At 62.3% G+C, this 18,184-nt stretch carries 12 protein-coding genes; all 12 read right to left on the bottom strand.

All coding sequences use genetic code 11. The features are described from left to right. Positions 1-3 precede the first annotated feature (3 nt). The gene (locus ACZ0AI_RS12265; RefSeq protein WP_463562147.1) at positions 4-2,946 is read right to left on the bottom strand and encodes a DUF748 domain-containing protein; all 2,943 of its coding nucleotides are present in this window, start codon (positions 2,944-2,946) and stop codon (positions 4-6) included. 77 nt (positions 2,947-3,023) lie between these two features. After that, positions 3,024-4,040 carry a class I SAM-dependent rRNA methyltransferase gene (locus ACZ0AI_RS12260; RefSeq protein ID WP_463562146.1) on the bottom strand — a complete coding sequence of 339 codons (1,017 nt, stop codon included), beginning with the start codon at positions 4,038-4,040 and terminating at the stop codon, positions 3,024-3,026. 43 nt (positions 4,041-4,083) lie between these two features. Beyond that, the gene (locus ACZ0AI_RS12255; RefSeq protein ID WP_463562145.1) at positions 4,084-4,959 is read right to left on the bottom strand and encodes an oxygenase MpaB family protein; all 876 of its coding nucleotides are present in this window, start codon (positions 4,957-4,959) and stop codon (positions 4,084-4,086) included. Between the two features lie 141 nt (positions 4,960-5,100). Further along, positions 5,101-7,038 (bottom strand): acetate--CoA ligase, encoded by a 1,938-nt coding sequence (acs, locus tag ACZ0AI_RS12250; protein ID WP_463562144.1) that lies wholly within the window; start codon positions 7,036-7,038, stop codon positions 5,101-5,103. 291 nt (positions 7,039-7,329) lie between these two features. Then, positions 7,330-8,994 (bottom strand): glucose-6-phosphate isomerase, encoded by a 1,665-nt coding sequence (pgi, locus tag ACZ0AI_RS12245; protein ID WP_463562143.1) that lies wholly within the window; start codon positions 8,992-8,994, stop codon positions 7,330-7,332. Positions 8,995-9,115: 121 nt separating this feature from the next. Next, positions 9,116-9,976, bottom strand: coding sequence for a pantoate--beta-alanine ligase (gene panC, locus ACZ0AI_RS12240; RefSeq protein ID WP_463562142.1), 861 nt, complete (start codon positions 9,974-9,976; stop codon positions 9,116-9,118). Continuing rightward, positions 9,973-10,773, bottom strand: coding sequence for a 3-methyl-2-oxobutanoate hydroxymethyltransferase (gene panB / locus ACZ0AI_RS12235; RefSeq protein ID WP_225838728.1), 801 nt, complete (start codon positions 10,771-10,773; stop codon positions 9,973-9,975). The genes panC and panB overlap by 4 nt, the downstream gene beginning before the upstream one ends. A 233-nt stretch (positions 10,774-11,006) precedes the next feature. After that, positions 11,007-11,486 carry a 2-amino-4-hydroxy-6-hydroxymethyldihydropteridine diphosphokinase gene (gene folK, locus ACZ0AI_RS12230; protein ID WP_463562141.1) on the bottom strand — a complete coding sequence of 160 codons (480 nt, stop codon included), beginning with the start codon at positions 11,484-11,486 and terminating at the stop codon, positions 11,007-11,009. Positions 11,487-11,488: 2 nt separating this feature from the next. Further along, a complete protein-coding gene (locus tag ACZ0AI_RS12225; RefSeq protein ID WP_463562140.1) occupies positions 11,489-12,886 on the bottom strand; it encodes a polynucleotide adenylyltransferase PcnB in 1,398 nt (465 codons plus the stop codon). Between the two features lie 657 nt (positions 12,887-13,543). Further along, positions 13,544-14,968, bottom strand: a complete 1,425-nt coding sequence (locus tag ACZ0AI_RS12220; protein WP_463562139.1) for a sigma-54-dependent transcriptional regulator — start codon at positions 14,966-14,968, stop codon at positions 13,544-13,546. Positions 14,969-15,064: 96 nt separating this feature from the next. Beyond that, positions 15,065-18,019 carry a sensor histidine kinase gene (locus ACZ0AI_RS12215; protein WP_463562138.1) on the bottom strand — a complete coding sequence of 985 codons (2,955 nt, stop codon included), beginning with the start codon at positions 18,017-18,019 and terminating at the stop codon, positions 15,065-15,067. Next, a complete protein-coding gene (locus tag ACZ0AI_RS12210; RefSeq protein WP_042556252.1) occupies positions 18,003-18,179 on the bottom strand; it encodes a hypothetical protein in 177 nt (58 codons plus the stop codon). Before ACZ0AI_RS12210 ends, ACZ0AI_RS12215 begins: the two co-directional genes overlap by 17 nt. Between the last annotated feature and the right edge of the window lie 5 nt (positions 18,180-18,184).

Raw genomic sequence — 18,184 nt, 5'->3', positions numbered from 1 at the left:
TCGTCACTCGCTGCCCAGATGAAGGGGGGTGGCCACACGGCCGTCGCTGGTGGCCTCGCCGAAGCTGACGTCGAGCAGATAGACGCGCTCAGCAGCCAGCTTGCCGCTATCGACCAGATAGTCCTTGATCGCTGCCGCACGATCCTGTGCCAGCTGGCGCAGCAGGCCACGGCTGTCAGTCCAGGATTCGACCACGGCATCGCGCAGGCGCTGCGTGCGTTCGTCACTGTCCAGGTCGGCCCACTCGGCAGGCGGCTGCTGTTTCAGGCGCGCACGGTAGATGCCTTCCAGCAGTGGGGCTTTTTCGTCCTCAGGCACTACCAGCAACTCGGCGCTGGCCGGCACCTGATCACCGCGGCGTTGCATGATGCGATATAGATAATCCTGATACTCGCGCTCGAGGCGCTGCGCGGCCAGCAGTGGGCCGTCGCTGCTCTGTGCGCTGGCGCCTTCGATTTCCAGGCGCAGGGTAGGACGCTCCTGCAGGGCGCTGGAGAGTACGTCGAGAGACTTCTTCGCCTGGCCGTCCAGTTCGTCGCTGCCTGCTGCGAAGACTACGGTGCTCAAGTCCATCTCGGCGCCGCCACTGACCAGCCCGCCGATGAACTTGAACGGAGCCTGGGCGGCACGCAGCACCAGATTGCGCAGGGTCTGCCAGACGATCGGCATGACACTGAATTGCGGGTTGTTGAGGTCACCTTCCAGCGGCAGCTCGATAGAAATGCGCCCCTGGGTGTCCTTGAGCAGGGCCACGGCCAGGCGGATCGGCAGATCCACCGCATCCGGGCTGTCGACCTTTTCACCGAGTTGCAGTTGCTCGACCAGTACCTTGTTCTGGGCGTTCAGCTTGCCGTCGTTGATGCGGTAGTGCAGGTCCAGGTTGAGGCGGCCCTTGCGGATGCGGTAGCCGGCGAACTTGCCGGAGTAGGGCGTCAGTGTGGTCAGCTCGACCTGCTTGAACTGGGTGGCGATATCCAGGCTCTGCATTGGGTCGAAAGGCGTCAGGCTGCCCTTGATGCTGACCGGTGCGTAGCGGTCGACCTTGCCGCTGATATCCACAGGCGCCGGTTTGCTGCTGGTGCTGTCGAGAGTGCCGATGCGGCCATTGAGCTGCTGCACGGCGGTGGCGAAGTTGGGCCTGAGGCTGAAGTCGGCGAAGTTGGCCGAGCCATCCTTCAGGCTGACCTCGCCGATGCGAATCGCCATCGGCTTGTCGGCGGTGGCCGAGGACTGCGCCTGGGCGGCATTGCCGGCAGGTTGCTTGATGATCAACTCGTTGACGTTGGTGGTCAGGTCTTCGTTGATGATGAAGCGTACGTAGGGCTGTTCCAGGTCGACTCGCTCGATGTCCAGGCGGTCGCCGTGTCGATAGTCTATGCCGCCCAGATCCAACTGCTTCCAGCGCAGCAGGTCGCGATCCTTGAGGGTGTCGAGGGTGTGCAACTGAGTGATCTGGGCCTTGCCTTGAACACGCAGCGCCAGTGGCTCGATTGCCGTGAGTTCAACGCCAAGATCGCTGCTCAGCAGGCCGCTGCGCAGCTCCAGGTGCACAAAGGGGCTGAGGTAGGCCTGTGCTACACGCAGGTCGATATTGCGGGTGGCCACCTTCAGGTTGGCGGTGGTCGGGCTCAGTTGTACCTGTCCCTCGGCCTGCAGCTTGCCCTGTTTGCCGACGCCGGTATCCAGCTTGAGCGCGAAGGGCGAGGTGCCGAGGCTGTCGAAGTTCTGCATGTCCAGATCGAGCGGGCCAAGCTCTACGGCGACTGCTTCGCTCGGTACACGGTCGATCAAATGGGCGTGATAGTCGCGCAGTTGCACGTCCTTGACCTGCACCTGCCAGGGTTTGCCAGGCTCTTTCGCAGCTGGTTGTGTGGCGTCGCCGGCAGGGGCGGTCGCTTCGGGCTCTGGCGCATCTGCCGCTGGCGCCTGCTTCGCGGCTTGCTGCGGTTTGCCGGCCAGGAGCTTCTGCCAGTCGAGTTCGCCATCGGCTTCGCGGGCCGCCCAGGCTTCCAGTTTCTGCCCACGTACCTTGCCGATCACCACCTGCTGTTTGGCCAGATCCAGAGACGTTTCGCTGACCTCGAGGGAATCCAGCTTCACCAGCGGCTTGCCGTCCGGTGCCTGCATGGCGAATGGCGCGACCTTGATGCGGGCGTTGCTGAGCAGCAGCTCGGTGCCGTCGCGCAGGTTCAACTGATAGTCAGTCGACAGGCTCACGACGCCTTTCTCGAGCACCAGCGGAACGGCGTCGCGCACGTAGGGCCAGAACGCTTTCATGGGTTCGTCGGTGATCTTCAGCGTGCCGCTGGAGCTAATCGGGCTCAGGCTCAGCTCGCCACTCCAGTCGATACGACCGCCAGCCGGGCCGGTAGCGACGAGCGTCATATCGGCGTTGTCGTCGGGCAGGGTGCTGAGGTTGTGCAACTCCAGGTTGAGGTCGTCGTAGTGGATGTCGATCGGCTCCTGCGGGCGCAGATCCTGGAAGTGCAGATTGCCACCCAGCAGTTCGATGCGGTCGATGCGCAGGGGGAACGGCTCGCTGGCTTCTTCCGGCTGCTGCTCGCTGGCCGGCAGCTTGAACAATTGCGCCAGGTTGAGGGTGCCGTCCTTGTCGAAGCGCACTTCGGTGTGGGGCTTCACCAGCGTTACGTCGGCCAGGTGCAGGGCGCCGCTCCACAGGCTGTCCAGTTGCAGATTCACGGCCAGATGCTCGAAGGCTACCTGTTCCTTGCCTGGCTCACCCAAGTGCAAGCCCCAAAGATCCAGTTCCAGTGTGAAGGGGTTGAGTTGCAGGCGATCCAGCCGCGCCGGCTCGTTCGCGTATTGCTCCAACTGCTGATTGGCGATGCGCAGCGCAATGCCGGGCAAGATGAGGAACCCGATCAGGCTGTAAAGGCCGAGGGTAACCAATAAGGCGGTGGTGGCGCGTCGCAATCCTTTGGGCATGGTCTTGCTTCATCTTCCTGGCGAGAGTGCCTTGGATTATGGCATGAGCCCTGGGTTCCGCGAGACGCTGCGCCCGTTCAAAAATGCAGGACGAGAGTTTTCAGCGGCGGGTTGCCATCGGTGGAAGGGAAATCCGTAGCTGGCAGCAACTGTTCATGCTCGCGCACCGGGCGGCCCAGTTTGCTGGCGCAACGCAGCACCTGCTCGCGCCAGTCGGCCATGGGTACTTTCGCCAAGTTGTTGCAGCACACCAGGGTGCCATGCTCGGCGGTGGCGAGAATCGCCGGTTTCAGCAGGCTCTGGTAATCACGCAAGAGATCGACGGTGCCGAAGGCGCTCTTGGCCCAGGCTGGCGGGTCGAGAAACACCAGGTCGAACTGGCGCTGCTCGAGTCGTGGGTAGCTCGGCAGCTTCTGCCCGCGGCGTGCGGCGATGGGCAGTCCGGCCCACTGACGGATCGCCGGAAAATAGTCGGACTGGACGAACTGCATGGGTGGCAGCTCTGGGTTGAGCGCGCCGTTTTCGCGGCCGACCGCGAGGTTGCCCTCGGCGAAATCGAGGTTGACCACTTCCCGTGCGCCACCGGCCGCCGCATTGAGGCCGACGCCGCAGGTATAGGCGAACAGATTGAGCACGCTTCTGCCGGCGCTGTGACGCTGAATCCAGCCACGGGCATTGCGCAGGTCGAGAAACAATAGTGGATCCTGCCCAGCGTGGCGGCCGCGGACGCGGTAATCGAGGCCCCACTCTTGACCCGTCTGATCGGCCAGGGCCTCATCACTCGCGGTATAGACGGGGTCGTTGCGGTCGACACGCGAGTTGCCTCTGGAGCGGTCGTTGTAGACCAGCAGCGTGTGCAGCCCGAGCGTTTCGTTGACTTGTTCGTGCAAGGCCAGCAGTTCGTCGCGGGTCAGCGTCTGGTGAAAGCTCTGCACCATCAACTGCTGGCCGTAACGGTCGATGGTCAAGCCGCCAGCACCTTCCTGGCTACCGTGGAACAGACGATAGCAGTTGGTCTGCTGTGCTTGCAGCTCGGCGATCAGGGCGTGGCGATTGGCAAGCGCGCTGCGCACTGCCTGGTCGAGAGACGGCATGTGCGGCGACTCTGTAAATTGGAAGGTGCGGAGTTTATCACCCTCAATAGGGCGGCAGGCCCATGCGTATCCGCGACTTGTGCAATGAGCCACTGCGTACCGCCCAGCGGATGATCGGTGCGATGGCGTGCACGCCACTGCGGGTCAGGCGGCTGCGCAGCGGTGTCATGCGCTGGTCGAGCATGATCTGCGCCCAGTCGGGTAGCAGGTCGATGCCGGCTTGCAGGAACAGTTGGCCAACCGGGGCGGCCAGTCTGCTTGGTGCTGGCGCGGCGAGCAGGATGCGCAAGATCTCGTGGGAGCGCTCGTCGCACAGCAATTGGCCGCGCATGCGCTCGAGATAGGCTGCTATCTGCACCCGATTACGGGGTACCTCGGTGGCCCCCAGGCGCTCGGCGACCAGGGCGATTTCTGCGTAGTAACGATCCTGATCGGCTTCGCTCATGTGCGGATTCAGGTAGCGCAGGTGCGCCTGCAGAAAGCTGTACACCTCTGCCACATGCACCCAGGTCAGCAGGTGCGGGTCACTGGCGGCATAGGGGCGACCGTCCGGCGCGGTGCCAACCACGTGCAGGTGAATGCGTTTGACCTTGTCGATCAGCCAGTCGGCATCTTTGCTACTGGCGAAAGTGGTGCCGGAGACGAACTGGCCGGTACGGCGCAGGCGACCCAGTAAGTCATCGCGGAAATTCGAGTGATCCCACACGCCAGCCAGTGCCAGTGGATGCAGGGCCTGCAGCAGCAAGGCACTGACCCCGCCGATGAGCATGCTGGTGAAGTCGCCATGGATGCGCCAGCACACCGAATCCGGGCCGAACAGGCCGGGATCGCCCTTGGGGTTCTCGAAATCGATCTGCCCCAGCGCGATGCCGCTGAGGCTGAGTACCTGGCTTTCTATACGACGGCGGATGACTTCCATGGCGCGAGGTTAATGTGCCCCGCTGCATGCCACAAGTCAGCGGCCGGCTTGAGATCGTCCCGGGTATCGCTGCGCTCAACGCCGGGCTACCGAACCTTGCGTAGCCTGCGGTTGAGCGTAGCGATACCCAGGGAGCCTGCGTCAGGAATTCAGCCGCTCGGCGACCAGGCTGTCGACCACCGCCGGGTCGGCCAGGGTCGAGGTGTCGCCCAGAGTGTCCAGCTCGTTGCAGGCGATCTTGCGCAGGATGCGACGCATGATCTTGCCCGAACGGGTCTTCGGCAGGCCCGGCGCCCACTGGATCAGCTCCGGTTTGGCGAAGCTGCCGATTTCCTTGCCGACCAGGCTTAGCAACTCCTTCTTCAACTCGTCGCTCGGCTCGATACCATTCATGGTGGTGACGAAGGCGTAGATGCCCTGGCCCTTGACGTCATGGGGGTAGCCGACCACTGCCGCTTCGGCTACGGCGTCGTGCAGCACCAGTGCGCTTTCCACTTCTGCTGTGCCGATACGGTGGCCGGAAACGTTGATCACGTCGTCGATGCGACCGGTGATCCACCAGTAGCCGTCCTCGTCGCGGCGTGCGCCGTCACCGCAGAAGTAGTAACCGGGGTAGGCGGTGAAGTAGGTCTCGAGCATGCGCTGGTGATCGCCGTAGATACTGCGAATCTGGCTTGGCCAACTGGCCTTGATCGCCAGTACGCCGGCACCGGGGCCATCGATTTCCTTGCCTTGCTCGTCCAGCAGCACCGGTTGTACGCCGAAGAACGGGCGAGTCGCCGAGCCGGGCTTGAGGTCGGTGGCACCCGGCAGTGGGGTGATCATGATGGCGCCAGTCTCGGTCTGCCACCAGGTGTCGACGATGGGACAGCGCTTTTCGCCGACCACGTTGAAGTACCACTCCCAGGCTTCCGGGTTGATCGGCTCGCCGACGCTGCCGAGCAGGCGCAGGCTGCTGCGCGAGGTTTTCTTCACCGGTGCTTCGCCTTCGCGCATCAGCGCACGCAGAGCCGTCGGCGCGGTGTAGAAGATGTTCACCTTGTGCTTGTCGATCACCTGCCAGAAGCGCGACGTGTCGGGGTAGTTGGGCACGCCTTCGAAGATCAGGCTGGTGGCGCCATTGGCCAGCGGGCCGTAGACGATGTAGCTGTGCCCGGTGACCCAGCCGACATCCGCGGTGCACCAGTAGATATCGCCATCGTGATAGTCGAACACGTACTTGTGGGTCATCGCCGCCTGCAGCAGGTAGCCGGCGGTGCTATGCAGCACGCCCTTGGGTTTGCCGGTGCTGCCGGAGGTGTAGAGGATGAACAGCGGGTCTTCGGCATCCATGGCCTCGGCGGGGCAGTCGGCGTTCACCTGCTGCACAGCCTCGTGGTACCAGAGGTCGCGCTTCTCGTCCCAGTCGACCTTGTTGTGGGTGCGCTCGACCACCAGCACGGTGGACACGTTGGGGCAGCTCTTCAGGGCCTTGTCGACATTGCTCTTGAGGGGAATGTACTTGCCACCACGCACGGCCTCATCGGCGGTGATCACGGTGCGGCAGTCGGCATCGAGAATGCGGTCTCGCAGGGCATCCGGCGAGAAGCCGCCGAACACCACCGAGTGCACGGCGCCGATGCGGGTGCAGGCGAGCATCGCGTATGCGGCTTCCGGGATCATCGGCATGTAGATGCACACGCGATCGCCTTTCTTCACGCCGCGTTGTTTGAGCACGTTGGCCAGCCGGCAGACCTGCTCGTGTAACTGCCGGTAGGTGATGCTGGCCGAGTCCTTGGGGTCGTCGCCTTCCCAGATCAGCGCTACCTGATCGCCACGCTTGGCCAGGTGGCGGTCGATGCAATTGTGGCTAATGTTCAACTGGCCGCCGGAAAACCAGCGAATGTCGCCCTTGCTCAGGCTGCCGCTGGAGACTTCGTCCCAGGGCTTGAACCAGTCGAGAAAGGCCTTGGCCTGTTCGCCCCAGAACGTCTGGGGGTCGTCGACCGATTGGCGGTAGAGGCGCTGGTAGGCGGCGTCGTCGATGTGGGCACGTTGGCGTGTTTCGTCGCTGACGGGGTGACGGCTGATCGTGAACATGGCGGGGTACCCTTGTTGTTATGTTCGCAATGGGCACCTCTAAAAACTAACTGCGTTGCCATCGCGGCGTTAAAAACAGGCTCAAAATGCTCATTTACATCAGTAAAGTCGAGCGCGACCCCGGTCGCTTTTCGCCTGTTTTTGCCTTGCGCTGACTGCCTCGCCGACGTTTTTAGAGGTATCCAATAGACACTAAGGGTAGCAGCCAAGTTTTATTGGTCGACTCGGACGAGCCTGGGAGTGACGCAAAGTGTTGCGGGCGCTCGCCGATAAGCGAGCGCCGGCAATCGATCAACCGCGATGGCGACTGCGGAAGTAATTGATCAGCCCCTGAGTGGAGCCGTCTTCGGCAGTGCTTGGCTCGCTGCCGACCATGCGCGAATAGACGCCCTTGCCCAGCTCCTTGCCGAGTTCCACGCCCCACTGATCGAAGGCGTTGATGCCCCAGATGGCGCTCTGGGCAAACACCTTGTGCTCGTACAGGGCCACCAGCGCGCCTAAGCGGCGGGGGCTGATGCGTTCGAGTACCAAAGTGTTGCTCGGCCGGTTGCCGGGGATCACCTTGTGCGGTGCCAGGCTCTGGATGTCCTCTTCGCTGAGGCCCTTGCCGCGCAGTTCGGCCTCGGCTTCCTCGCGGGATTTGCCGAGCATCAGGGCCTGGCTCTGCGACAGGCAGTTGGCGTAGAGCCACTGATGGTGGTCGGCAACCGGGTTGTAACTGACCACCGGGACGATGAAGTCCGCCGGAATCAGCTGGGTACCCTGATGCAGCAACTGGTGATAGGCGTGCTGGCCGTTACAGCCCACGCCGCCCCAGATCACCGGCCCGGTCGAACCACTGACCGGGCTGCCGTCCTGGCGCACGCTCTTGCCGTTGGACTCCATGTCCAACTGCTGCAGGTGCCGGGTGATGTTACGCAGGTAGTGGTCGTACGGCAGGATGGCCTGGCTCTGGGCGTCCCAGAAATTGCCGTACCAGATGCCCAGCAGCGCCAGCAGGATCGGCATGTTCTGCTCGAACGGCGCGGTCTTGAAATGCATGTCCATGCTGTAGGCGCCGGCCAGCAGTTCCTTGAAGTTGGACATGCCGATGGACAGGGCAATCGGCAGGCCGATGGCCGACCACAGCGAATAACGCCCGCCAACCCAGTCCCACATCGGGAAAATGTTCTCTTCGCGGATACCGAATGCCACCGCGGCTTCACGGTTACTCGAAACGGCGATGAAGTGGCGATAGAGCTCGGCCTCGGAGCCGCCCTGAGCCAGGTACCAGCCACGAGCGGCCTGGGCGTTCTTCAGGGTTTCCAAGGTGCCGAAGGATTTCGACGAAACGATGAACAGGGTGGTTTCGGCCTGCAGCTTGGCCGACAGCTCGTGGAACTCGCTGCCGTCGATATTGGCCAGGTAATGGCAGCGCACACCGCGCTGGGCAAATGGCAGCAGCGCCTCGGAAACCAGTTGCGGGCCGAGGAAGGAGCCGCCGATGCCGATGTTCACCACGTCGGTGATGGGCTTCTCGGTGTAGCCGCGCCACAGGCCATTGTGGATGCGCCCGACCAGTTCGGTCATTTGCTGCAGTACACGCTGGACATGGGGCATCACGTCGACGCCGTCGACCAATACCTTGTCGCCGAGCGGCCGGCGCAGTGCGGTGTGCAGCGCCGGGCGGCCTTCCGAAGCATTGAGCTTCTCGCCGTCGAACATGGCGCGGATCGACTGCTCCAGACCGGCTTCGCGAGCCAGCGCCATCAACAGTGAGATGGTCTCGTCGCTGGCCAGGTTCTTCGAATAGTCGAGAAACAGGCCGCAGCTGCTCAGGGAAAACTGCTCGAAACGTTGCGGGTTGCCAGCGAAGGCGTCGCGCATGCTGAAGTTCTGCATGGCCTGGCGATGCTGCTGCAGCGCCTGCCAAGTGGGGAGGGCGAGAACATCGAGCGGCTGTTGGTAATACGCCATGGGGCTTCCTTGTTGAGGCATTCGGTTGGCAGGCTTCAGCGATGATTACATACCAAAAAGCCCGGCTGATCGTCCGGGCTTTCGAGTGTATCCGGGTTTTTGTACCCGGTGGAGGTGGCCGTCAGTATCCCTGGTCGAGGGTGAAACTCAGGTTGTCGATCAGCCTGGTGTTACCTAGATAGGCCGCTACCAGCACCACCAACTCGCGGTCGCCCGGGCTGAGTTGGCGCAGGCTCTGTGCTTCGCGCACTTCCAGGTAGTCGGCGCGCAGACCGGCATCGGCATGCTCGCGCTGCGCCTGGGCAATCAGGGCGGGCAGGTCGCGTTCGCCAGTCTGGATAGCCTGGGCAATCTGCTGCAGCGAGCGGTAGAGAACCGTGGCGGTGTCGCGCTGCTCATCGCTCAGGTAACCGTTGCGCGACGACAGGGCCAGGCCGCTCTCGGCGCGCACGGTGGGCTCGCCGATGATCTGGATCGGCATGTTGAGGTCGCGCACCATGGTGCGGATCACCGCCAGTTGCTGGAAGTCCTTCTGGCCGAACACCGCCAGATCAGGCTGCACCATGTTGAACAGTTTGGTCACCACGGTGGCGACGCCTTCGAAGTGACCAGGACGGCTGGCACCGCAAAGCCCCTCGGACACGCCAGGCACGCTGATGCGAGTCTGCTCGCCCATGCCGCCCGGGTACATCTCGAGGGCGTCCGGGTGGAAAAGCAGATGGCAGCCTGCGTCGACCAGGCGCTGCTGGTCTGCCTGGAGGGTGCGAGGGTACTTGTCGAGATCTTCGGAGGGCCCGAACTGCATCGGGTTGACGAAGATGCTGGCGACCACGAAGTCGCTGCGTTGCGCGGCCTTTTCCACCAGTGCGGCGTGGCCGGCGTGCAGGTTACCCATGGTCGGCACCAGGCCGATCTGCTTGCCTTCGGCACGGGCCTGAGCAACAGCAGCGCGCAGCTCGCGCACGGTCTTCACGGTGTTCATGCGGAGAATCCGTGTTCGGCGGCCGGGAAGCTGACAGCCTTGACCTCACTCACATAGGCGGCGAGGGCGTCCTGAATGCTGGCCTGGCCGGCCAGGAAGTTCTTCACGAACTTGGGCACGCGGCCGCTCAGCGACAGGCCCAGCATGTCATGCAGCACAAGCACCTGGCCGTCGGTTTGCGGGCCGGCACCAATGCCGATCACTGGAACCTTCACCGCGCGGCTGATTTCCCCAGCCAGTTCGCTCGGAACGCATTCGAGCAACAGCATGGCTGCGCCGGCCTGCTCCAGGGCGATAGCGTCCGCCACCATCTGGCGGGCCTGGGCCTGTTCACGGCCCTGCACTTTATAACCGCCGAGAATGTTCACTGCCTGCGGGGTCAGCCCCATGTGCGCACACACCGGTACACCGCGCTCGGCCAGTCGAGTGATGGATTCGGCCAGCCAGGCAGTACCTTCGACCTTGATCATATGCGCACCCGCCTGCATCAGCAGGCCGGCATTGTGCAATGTCAGCTCGAGCGTGGCGTTGGCCATGAATGGCAGGTCGGCGACGATCAGCGCACCCTCGTTGCCGCGCTTCACGCTGGCGGTGTGATAGACCGTATCGGCCATGCTTACCGGCAGGGTGCTGTCATGCCCCTGTAGCACCATGCCCAGCGAATCGCCAATCAGCAGCACTTCCACACCGGCTTTGCAGCAGGCGCTGGCAAAAGTGGCGTCGTAGCAGGTCAGCATGGTGATCTTCTCACCCTTCTGCTTGAGCGCTCGCAGGGTGGTCAGGGTTACATCAGGCATGAACGTATCCTCACTCGGAACCTGTGCGGGCCTGTTGAATGCAGGCTCTCGTGGAGCAGGTTCTTTCTGGCATTCAAGAGGCAGCGGGGCTGCCTCGATTCGGCCTGTTTAGCGGCCCTTTTTGCTCCGGCATGGGGCAATGGGTGGCTATAGTCCCGATGGCGGGGGGGCAAGTCAATCGAATGTGTTACCGCGCTGTTACGTCGTTACCGCCAGCGGCAGAACCACCCGCTTCAGGGTGTCAGGCGTTCCAGGCCCTCGAACGGGCAGGCCGCCAGCAGTGCGCCGAGGCTGCGTCCATCGGGCAACTCCAGGCCAGCAGCGATTTCCGCGAGCGGGTAGAGCACGAAGGCTCGCGCGTGCATGTGGTAGTGCGGGACGCGCAGTCGTGGCTCGTCGATCAGGCGTGCGCCGAACAGCAGGATATCCAGGTCGAGCGTACGCGGGCCCCAGCGTTCGTGGCGTTCGCGGCCCTGACCCCGTTCGATGGCCTGCAGCGCATCGAGCAGCTGCAGCGGTTGCAGATCGGTCTCCAGAGCCGCGACCGCATTGGTGTAGCGCGGCTGGCCTGGCAACAGCGAATCGCTGACATAGAAGGAGGAAACTGCCGCGAGACGAGTGCCTGGCAGGTGCTGGAGCGCGGCGAGCGCCTGGCGCAGTTGCTCGGCCGGCTCGGCGAGGTTGCTGCCCAGGCCAATGTGGACGCGTTCCATGCTTACTCGGCTGTGCCGCCGCCCTGAGGGCTACGCTTGCGCTTGCTGCCGCCACTGCGGCGGCGCTTGCGGGGGGCGCCAGGTACGTCGTCCTTGCTGGACAGGTCGCGGATCATCACCCGGCGGTCGCTGTCGCTGGCGTCCTGGTAATCCGTCCACCAGTCGCCGAGGCCGCCGGTTTCCTCGCCCGCGCTCTCGCGCAGCAGCAGGAAGTCGTAACCGGCACGGAAGCGAGGGTTTTCCAGCAGCAGGTCGGCGCGCTTGCCGCTGCGCCGTGGCAGGCGCTCCTGCATGTCCCAGATCTCGCGGATCGGCAGGGTGAAGCGTTTCGGCACGGCGATGCGCTGGCACTGTTCGGCGATCAGTTCGTGAGCCGCTTCCTGCATGGCCGGAATGGCCGGCATGCCGCGTTCCTGGAGGCGGATCACCCGAGCCGGCAGCGCTGGCCAGAGCAGCGCCGCGAACAGGAAAGCGGGGGTGACCGGCTTGCCTTGGTGAATGCGCAGATCGGTGTTGTCCAGGGCGTTGCGGATCAGCGTGTCGGTGTATTCCGGGTTCTGTCTCAGCGCCGCGGCGCTGGCCGGGAACAGTTGGCCGAACAGGCCGTAGTCCACCAGCAGGTCATAGGTGTAGATGGCGTAGCCGCTGAGAAACAGCTTGAGCACTTCATCGAACAGACGCGCCGCAGGAATGCCGCCGAGCAGAGGGGCCAGGTCGAAGATAGGATCGGCGCTGTGCTTCTCGATATCGAAGTCCAGCTTGGCGGCGAAGCGCACGGCACGCAGCATGCGCACCGGATCTTCCTGATAACGCTGCGTGGGGTTGCCGATCAGCCGCACCAGGTTGTTGCGGATGTCGTGCATGCCATTGGCGTAGTCGAGAATCCGCTCGGATACAGGATCGTAGTACAGCGCATTGATGGTGAAGTCGCGGCGCTGGGCATCGTCTTCCAGTGTGCCGTAGACGTTGTCACGCAGAATGCGGCCGCTCTCGTTGCGCGAGGACTGATTGGTGTCCTCTTCCTCTTCACCTTGCGGGTGATTGGCGCGGAAGGTGGCGGTCTCGATGATCTCGCGGCCGAAGTGCACGTGAACCAGCTTGAAGCGGCGACCGATTACCCGGGCATTGCGGAACTCGCCCCTGACCTGCTCGGGTGTGGCGCTGGTGGCGACGTCGAAGTCCTTGGGCTCGATGCCCAGCAGCAGATCGCGTACGCAGCCACCGACCAGATAGGCCTCGTAGCCTGCGGTCTGCAAACGCTCGACCACGCTGATGGCGTAGCGGCTTATCTGCCCGCGCTGGATGGGGTGCTGGTTGTTGTTCAGCACATGCGGCGTACTGTGAGGCTGGTGAGCGCGGCGCAACGGCGAACGAAGGGACTTGAACAGCTTTTTCAGCATGGAGGGCACTGTATGACGAAATGAATGGCCAGAATAATGTAAAGGCGCAGAAATAGCGCGGATTCTAGCATTGAGTCGCAGATGGGTGTAAGCGGGGGAGGGGAAGGCCGGTGCGCAAGCTACTGGGGGAGCCGAAGCTCCCCCATAAAATGTTGCTATGCGTTTTTCTTGTTATGCGGGCTTGTTGTTTTTGTTTGATCGCCCGTCCCGGAATCCAGCTGTCCGGAAAACCTCCCGTCATCGGGAGCAAGAGCAAACGGATTACTTTGGATGCTGACGCTACCTCGGGTCTTCAACCCAACCAGAGCCGGTGCTGTCTATCGACAGTTTTATTGTTCTCTATCTGGTTACAGGGCAAGGCCCTATGAGGAAATCCTCTCCAAAAGAATCAGTTAGCTACGTCTCCTGCCGTCTTGTTCTTATTGTGCTGGAGTCGCTTCGTCTTATTTTTATTGTCTTTGGTCATGCTTGTTATTGTTGTTGTGCAAGAGATAAAGCATTCTGCGTGCCAGTTTTTATTTTTAATTTAAAAACAAGGGCTTGGTGATTTTAGTATTTGTTATGAGCAGAAAAAAGCCGGGGTTACGTTACCGTAAACCCCGGCTTTGTTACGTGCTTCGCTCGGTGCGGTAACAGCCGCCCTAGAGCCTTCGCACACTATTCGCTGGTGACACTCGATTTGCGGCGTGGAATGCCCAGGCGCTGGCGGCGTTCCCACAGGCACTTGCGGCTGATGCCCAGCTTGCGGGCCAGCTCGGTCTCGGTCATGTGATCCTGGTGCTCGAGTACGAAGTGCTGGAAGTAGTCCTCCAGTGACAGATCTTCACTGGGATCCTGGCTGGTAGCGTTGACTGTCCCGCTATGCGGCGGCAGGCCGATAAAGGCGTGGTCGTCCAGATCTTCCAGTTCGATGTCGATGCCGAGCAGTTCGGCATTGATGACGCTGCCCTCGCAAAGGATTACCGAACGCTCGATGGCGTTCTCCAGCTCCCGTACGTTTCCCGGCCAGCTGTAATGATGGATCGCTTGCTCGGCATCTGGGGCGAAGCGCAGGTCAGTACGGCCCATGCGTGTGGATTGACGCAGGAGGAAGGCGCGGGCAATTTCCAGCACATCGCCGTCGCGCTCACGCAGTGGCGGTAATTTCAGGGCGATGACATGCAAGCGGTAGTAAAGGTCTTCGCGGAACTGGCCTATTTTCGACAGGGTTTTCAGGTCGCGGTGGGTGGCCGCGATCAGGCGTACGTCGACCTTCTGCGATTGCACCGAGCCAACTCTGCGGATTTCACCTTCCTGCAGTACCCGCAGCAGGCGCGCCTGGGCTTCGAGGGGCAGTTCGCCGATTTCATCGAGAAACAGCGTGCCGCCGTCCGCGGCTTCCACCAGACCGGCGCGGCTCGCGCTGGCGCCGGTGAAGGCGCCTTTTTCATGGCCGAACAGTTCCGACTCGATCAGCGATTCCGGGATTGCCGCACAGTTGACTGAAATCATCGGCGCCTTGGCGCGCTTCGACAGGTTGTGCAGTGCACGTGCGACCAGTTCCTTGCCGGTGCCGGACTCGCCTTGCACCAGTACGTTGGAGTCGGTCGGGGCGACTTTGCGGATCTTGCTGTACAGCTCCAGCATCGCAGGGCTGGTGCCGATGATGCCGATTTCTCCGTTGGCAGCTTTGTCGCTTTTTTCCGCCGCACGGGCTGCTGCGGGGGCGTCGCCCGAGTGACTGCGCACCGCCTGGCGGTCACGCAGGATGCGCGCCACGGCTTGCAACATTTCGTCATGATCGAAGGGTTTGGCGATGTAATCCACCGCGCCCATTTTCATCGAGTCGACCGCCGAGCGCAGGCTGGCATAGCTGGTCATTATCAGCACCGGAGCGCCTTGGGCCAGTTTGATCAGCTCGGTGCCCGGTGCGCCAGGCAGGCGCAGGTCACTGACCACTAGGTCGAACCCAGGGATATCGAAACGCTCCTGGGCTTCCTGCACCGAACCGGCCTCGCTGACCTGGTACTGGTTGCGTTCTAACAGGCGACGCAGGGCAGAGCGGATGATGGTTTCGTCTTCGACGATCAGGATATGAGGCATTTAATCGAATTCTCTCGACGGTCTCGGAACCTGCTTCCACGGTGCCTGCAGCCAAGCCGGGCCACGCGCGTCGTCGGGAATGCGGTTCTTCGGTGTTTAGGTTGCCAGTGGCATTGCCTCGATATGCCTGGGCAGCGTCACCCTGATACGAGTGCCACGTTGCTGCTCAAGGTCAATCGGGCTGTCGATTATTATCTGGCCATAATGCTCTTCCACGATGGAATAGACCAGCGCGAGGCCGAGTCCGGTTCCTTTACCGGGATCCTTGGTGGTGAAGAACGGTTCGAAGAGCTGATCCATCACGCCCTTGGGGATTCCGCTGCCTTCGTCCTCGACAATCAGGTCGACGGTGTGCTCCGAGACTTCGCTGCGCACCCGAATGGCGCCGCCGTCTGGCGAGGCGTCGCGAGCGTTGCTCAGCAGGTTGATCAGCACTTGTGCGAGGCGCTGTGGATCGCCTTCTGCCCAGTGTTCAGGGCTGCACAGGTTGAAGAATTGCACGTCCACACTGCGCCGGTTAAGCGCCAGCAGACCAATAGCTTCCTGGGCCACCTCGGCCAGGCATACCGGCTCGTCGGCCTGTTGATGACTGCCTGAGTGAGCAAAGTTCATCAGCGAGTGGACGATGCGCGTTACCCGTTTGGTCTGTTCGAGAATCTGTCCGCTGATTTCGGTCAGTTCGGGATCACCTTCGCGCTCTTCGCGAAGGTTCTGCGCCAGGCAGGCGATGCCGGTGATCGGGTTGCCGATTTCGTGAGCGACGCCAGCGGCGAGACGGCCGATGCTGGCCAGGCGCTCGGAGTGCACCAGTTTGTCTTCGAGCATCTGCGTTTCGGTCAGGTCTTCGACCAGCAGCACCAGCCCGCTGTTGCCCGGTGCAAGGGGTTCGGCGATCGCTGCCTTGTGCAGATTGAGCCAGCGGATCTGGCCGTCCAGCGGCAGACGTTGTTTGTGCAAATGTTCGTCGGGTATCTCGATGAAGCGCTGTAGCAGGTCACGCCAGGGCTCCCCGAGGGTCGACAGGCGTGAGCCGACGATATGCTGCGCTGGGATTTCGGTAAGTTCTTCCATGGCTTTGTTCCACATCAGGATCTCGTGATCCTTGGCCAGGGAGCAGACGCCCATGGGCAATTCCTGCAGCGTTTGGCGGTGGTAGCGGCGCAGGGTGTCGAGTTCGGCGGCAAGGCCGGTGAGGCGCGAGTGATAGTCCTCCAGGCGGCTCTCGATGAAATGGATATCTTCGGCCACGTAACTCTCGCTGCCGGACTTGTAAGGCAGGAAGGATTCCACGATGTCCTGGGCAACGCTCGGGCCCATCAGGCCGGAGAGGTTGGCCTCCAGGCGGTCGCGCAGACGGCGTAGAGCGTAAGGGCGTCTCTCGTCGAACGGCAGTTGCAGATCGCGCAGGGCTTGCTCGATCTCACGCTGGGCGGTCTTGGCGCCCAGTGGCTTGGCCAGTTGAGTGGCGAACTCCTGGGGCGACAGGGCCAGCAGTTCACGGCGCTGCGGGCGGCGCACGTTGTCCACGGCGCAGGCTTCGGCGGCGCTGTCTTCTTCTGGGCTTGAGTCGGTGAATACCGAGACCAGGGTGAACACCAGCACGTTGGTTGCCAGGGAAGCGATGGCCGCCAGGTGCCAGCTGCTGTCATCCAGTACGTAGACCAGATCGAGGATCGGTACATAAAGGCCAGGCAGGGTGCCCAGCAGTGGCAGCAGCATGCTCACGGCCCACACTGCGATACCGGCCAGCAACCCGGCGATAAAACCGCGCCGGTTAGCGGTCGGCCAGTACAGTACCGATAGCACGCCCGGAAGAAACTGCAGGGTGGCGACGAAGGAGACGATGCCCAGGTTGGCCAGGTTCTGCTCGGCGTCGAGCAGGGTATAGAACGCGTAGCTGGCGAGGATGATGGCGACGATCAGTGCGCGGCGCGTCCATTTCAGCCAGCGGTAGATGTTGCCCTCGGCCGGTGGCTGGTACAGCGGCAGCACCACGTGGTTGAGCAGCATGCCAGACAGTGCCAGGGTGGTGACGATGATCAAACCGCTGGAGGCCGAAAGCCCGCCGACGTAAGCGATCAGTGCCAACGTGGGGCTGTCCACCGCAATACCCAGGCCCAGGGTGAAATACTCCGGGCTGGTGGTCGAGCCCAGGCGCAGGCCGGCCCAGAGAATCAGCGGTACCGCCAGGCTCATCAACAGTAGGAACAGCGGCAGGCCCCAACTGGCGCTGACCAGGGCGCGGGGATTGAGGTTCTCGGTGAAGGTCATGTGGTACATGTGCGGCATGACAATAGCCGAGGCGAAGAACACCAGCAGCAAGGTGCGCCACGGGCCTTCCTGTAGCGGTGTATGCAGGCTGGCCAGGGCTGCCTGGTTGAGTACCAGCCACTGTTCCAGATCGCGCGGGCCATCGAATACCGCATACAGCGCATAGAGGCCGATAGCGCTCATGGCAAGCAGCTTGACCATCGACTCAAAGGCGATAGCGAGCACCAACCCTTCGTGCTTTTCCCGTGTGGCCAAGTGACGGGCGCCAAACAGGATGGTGATCAGGATGAACAAGCCACAAAACGCCAGCGCGATCTGCGGTTGTACCGGTTCGCGGGTGAGAATACTGATGGCGTCGGTAACGGCCTGGATTTGCAGTGCCAGCAATGGCAGCACAGCGACGAGCATGCAAATGGTGCTTAGCGCGCCGGCCCAGGTACTGCGAAAGCGAAAGGCGAACAGATCGGCCAGTGACGACAGCTGATAGGTGCGGGTGATGCGCAGAATCGGGTAGAGCAGCACCGGCGCAAGGAGAAATGCCCCTGTCACGCCCAGATAACTGGCGAGAAAACCGTAGCCGTACTGGTAAGCCAGGCCGACAGTGCCATAGAAGGCCCAGGCACTGGCGTACACGCCAAGCGACAAGGTGTAGGTCAGTGGGTGGCGAATGAGTTGGCGCGGAATCAGGCCACGGTCAGCGCACCAGGCGACGCTGAACAGGACAAGCAGGTACGCGGCGCTGACCAGCATCAGCTGGGTAAGACTAAAGCTCATCGGCATCACGCTGACTCTGCAGAATGAAGGTCACTACGATGAGAATCAGCCAGAGCATATAAGGCCGGTACCAGGCGCCGTTGGGGTCGATCCACCAGTCCATGATGGCGGGCGAGAATAGGTAGATGCCCACTACCAGGATCAGAACCAATCGATAGATATACATGCCGC

It is taken from the genome of Pseudomonas sp. AC355 (assembly GCF_979258205.1).
This window is presented reverse-complemented; position numbering and strand designations above follow the sequence as displayed.

Bases quoted from the DNA above. Each gene is read 5' to 3' on its own strand.
- panC (WP_463562142.1), bottom strand. From the start codon at position 9,976: ATGAACACCGTGAAGACCGTGCGCGAGCTGCGCGCTGCTGTTGCTCAG.
- ACZ0AI_RS12265 (WP_463562147.1), bottom strand. From the start codon at position 2,946: ATGCCCAAAGGATTGCGACGCGCCACCACCGCCTTATTGGTTACCCTC.
- panB (WP_225838728.1), bottom strand. From the start codon at position 10,773: ATGCCTGATGTAACCCTGACCACCCTGCGAGCGCTCAAGCAGAAGGGT.
- ACZ0AI_RS12255 (WP_463562145.1), bottom strand. From the start codon at position 4,959: ATGGAAGTCATCCGCCGTCGTATAGAAAGCCAGGTACTCAGCCTCAGC.
- folK (WP_463562141.1), bottom strand. From the start codon at position 11,486: ATGGAACGCGTCCACATTGGCCTGGGCAGCAACCTCGCCGAGCCGGCC.
- ACZ0AI_RS12225 (WP_463562140.1), bottom strand. From the start codon at position 12,886: ATGCTGAAAAAGCTGTTCAAGTCCCTTCGTTCGCCGTTGCGCCGCGCT.
- ACZ0AI_RS12260 (WP_463562146.1), bottom strand. From the start codon at position 4,040: ATGCCGTCTCTCGACCAGGCAGTGCGCAGCGCGCTTGCCAATCGCCAC.
- ACZ0AI_RS12220 (WP_463562139.1), bottom strand. From the start codon at position 14,968: ATGCCTCATATCCTGATCGTCGAAGACGAAACCATCATCCGCTCTGCC.
- ACZ0AI_RS12215 (WP_463562138.1), bottom strand. From the start codon at position 18,019: ATGCCGATGAGCTTTAGTCTTACCCAGCTGATGCTGGTCAGCGCCGCG.
- ACZ0AI_RS12210 (WP_042556252.1), bottom strand. From the start codon at position 18,179: ATGTATATCTATCGATTGGTTCTGATCCTGGTAGTGGGCATCTACCTA.
- acs (WP_463562144.1), bottom strand. From the start codon at position 7,038: ATGTTCACGATCAGCCGTCACCCCGTCAGCGACGAAACACGCCAACGT.
- pgi (WP_463562143.1), bottom strand. From the start codon at position 8,994: ATGGCGTATTACCAACAGCCGCTCGATGTTCTCGCCCTCCCCACTTGG.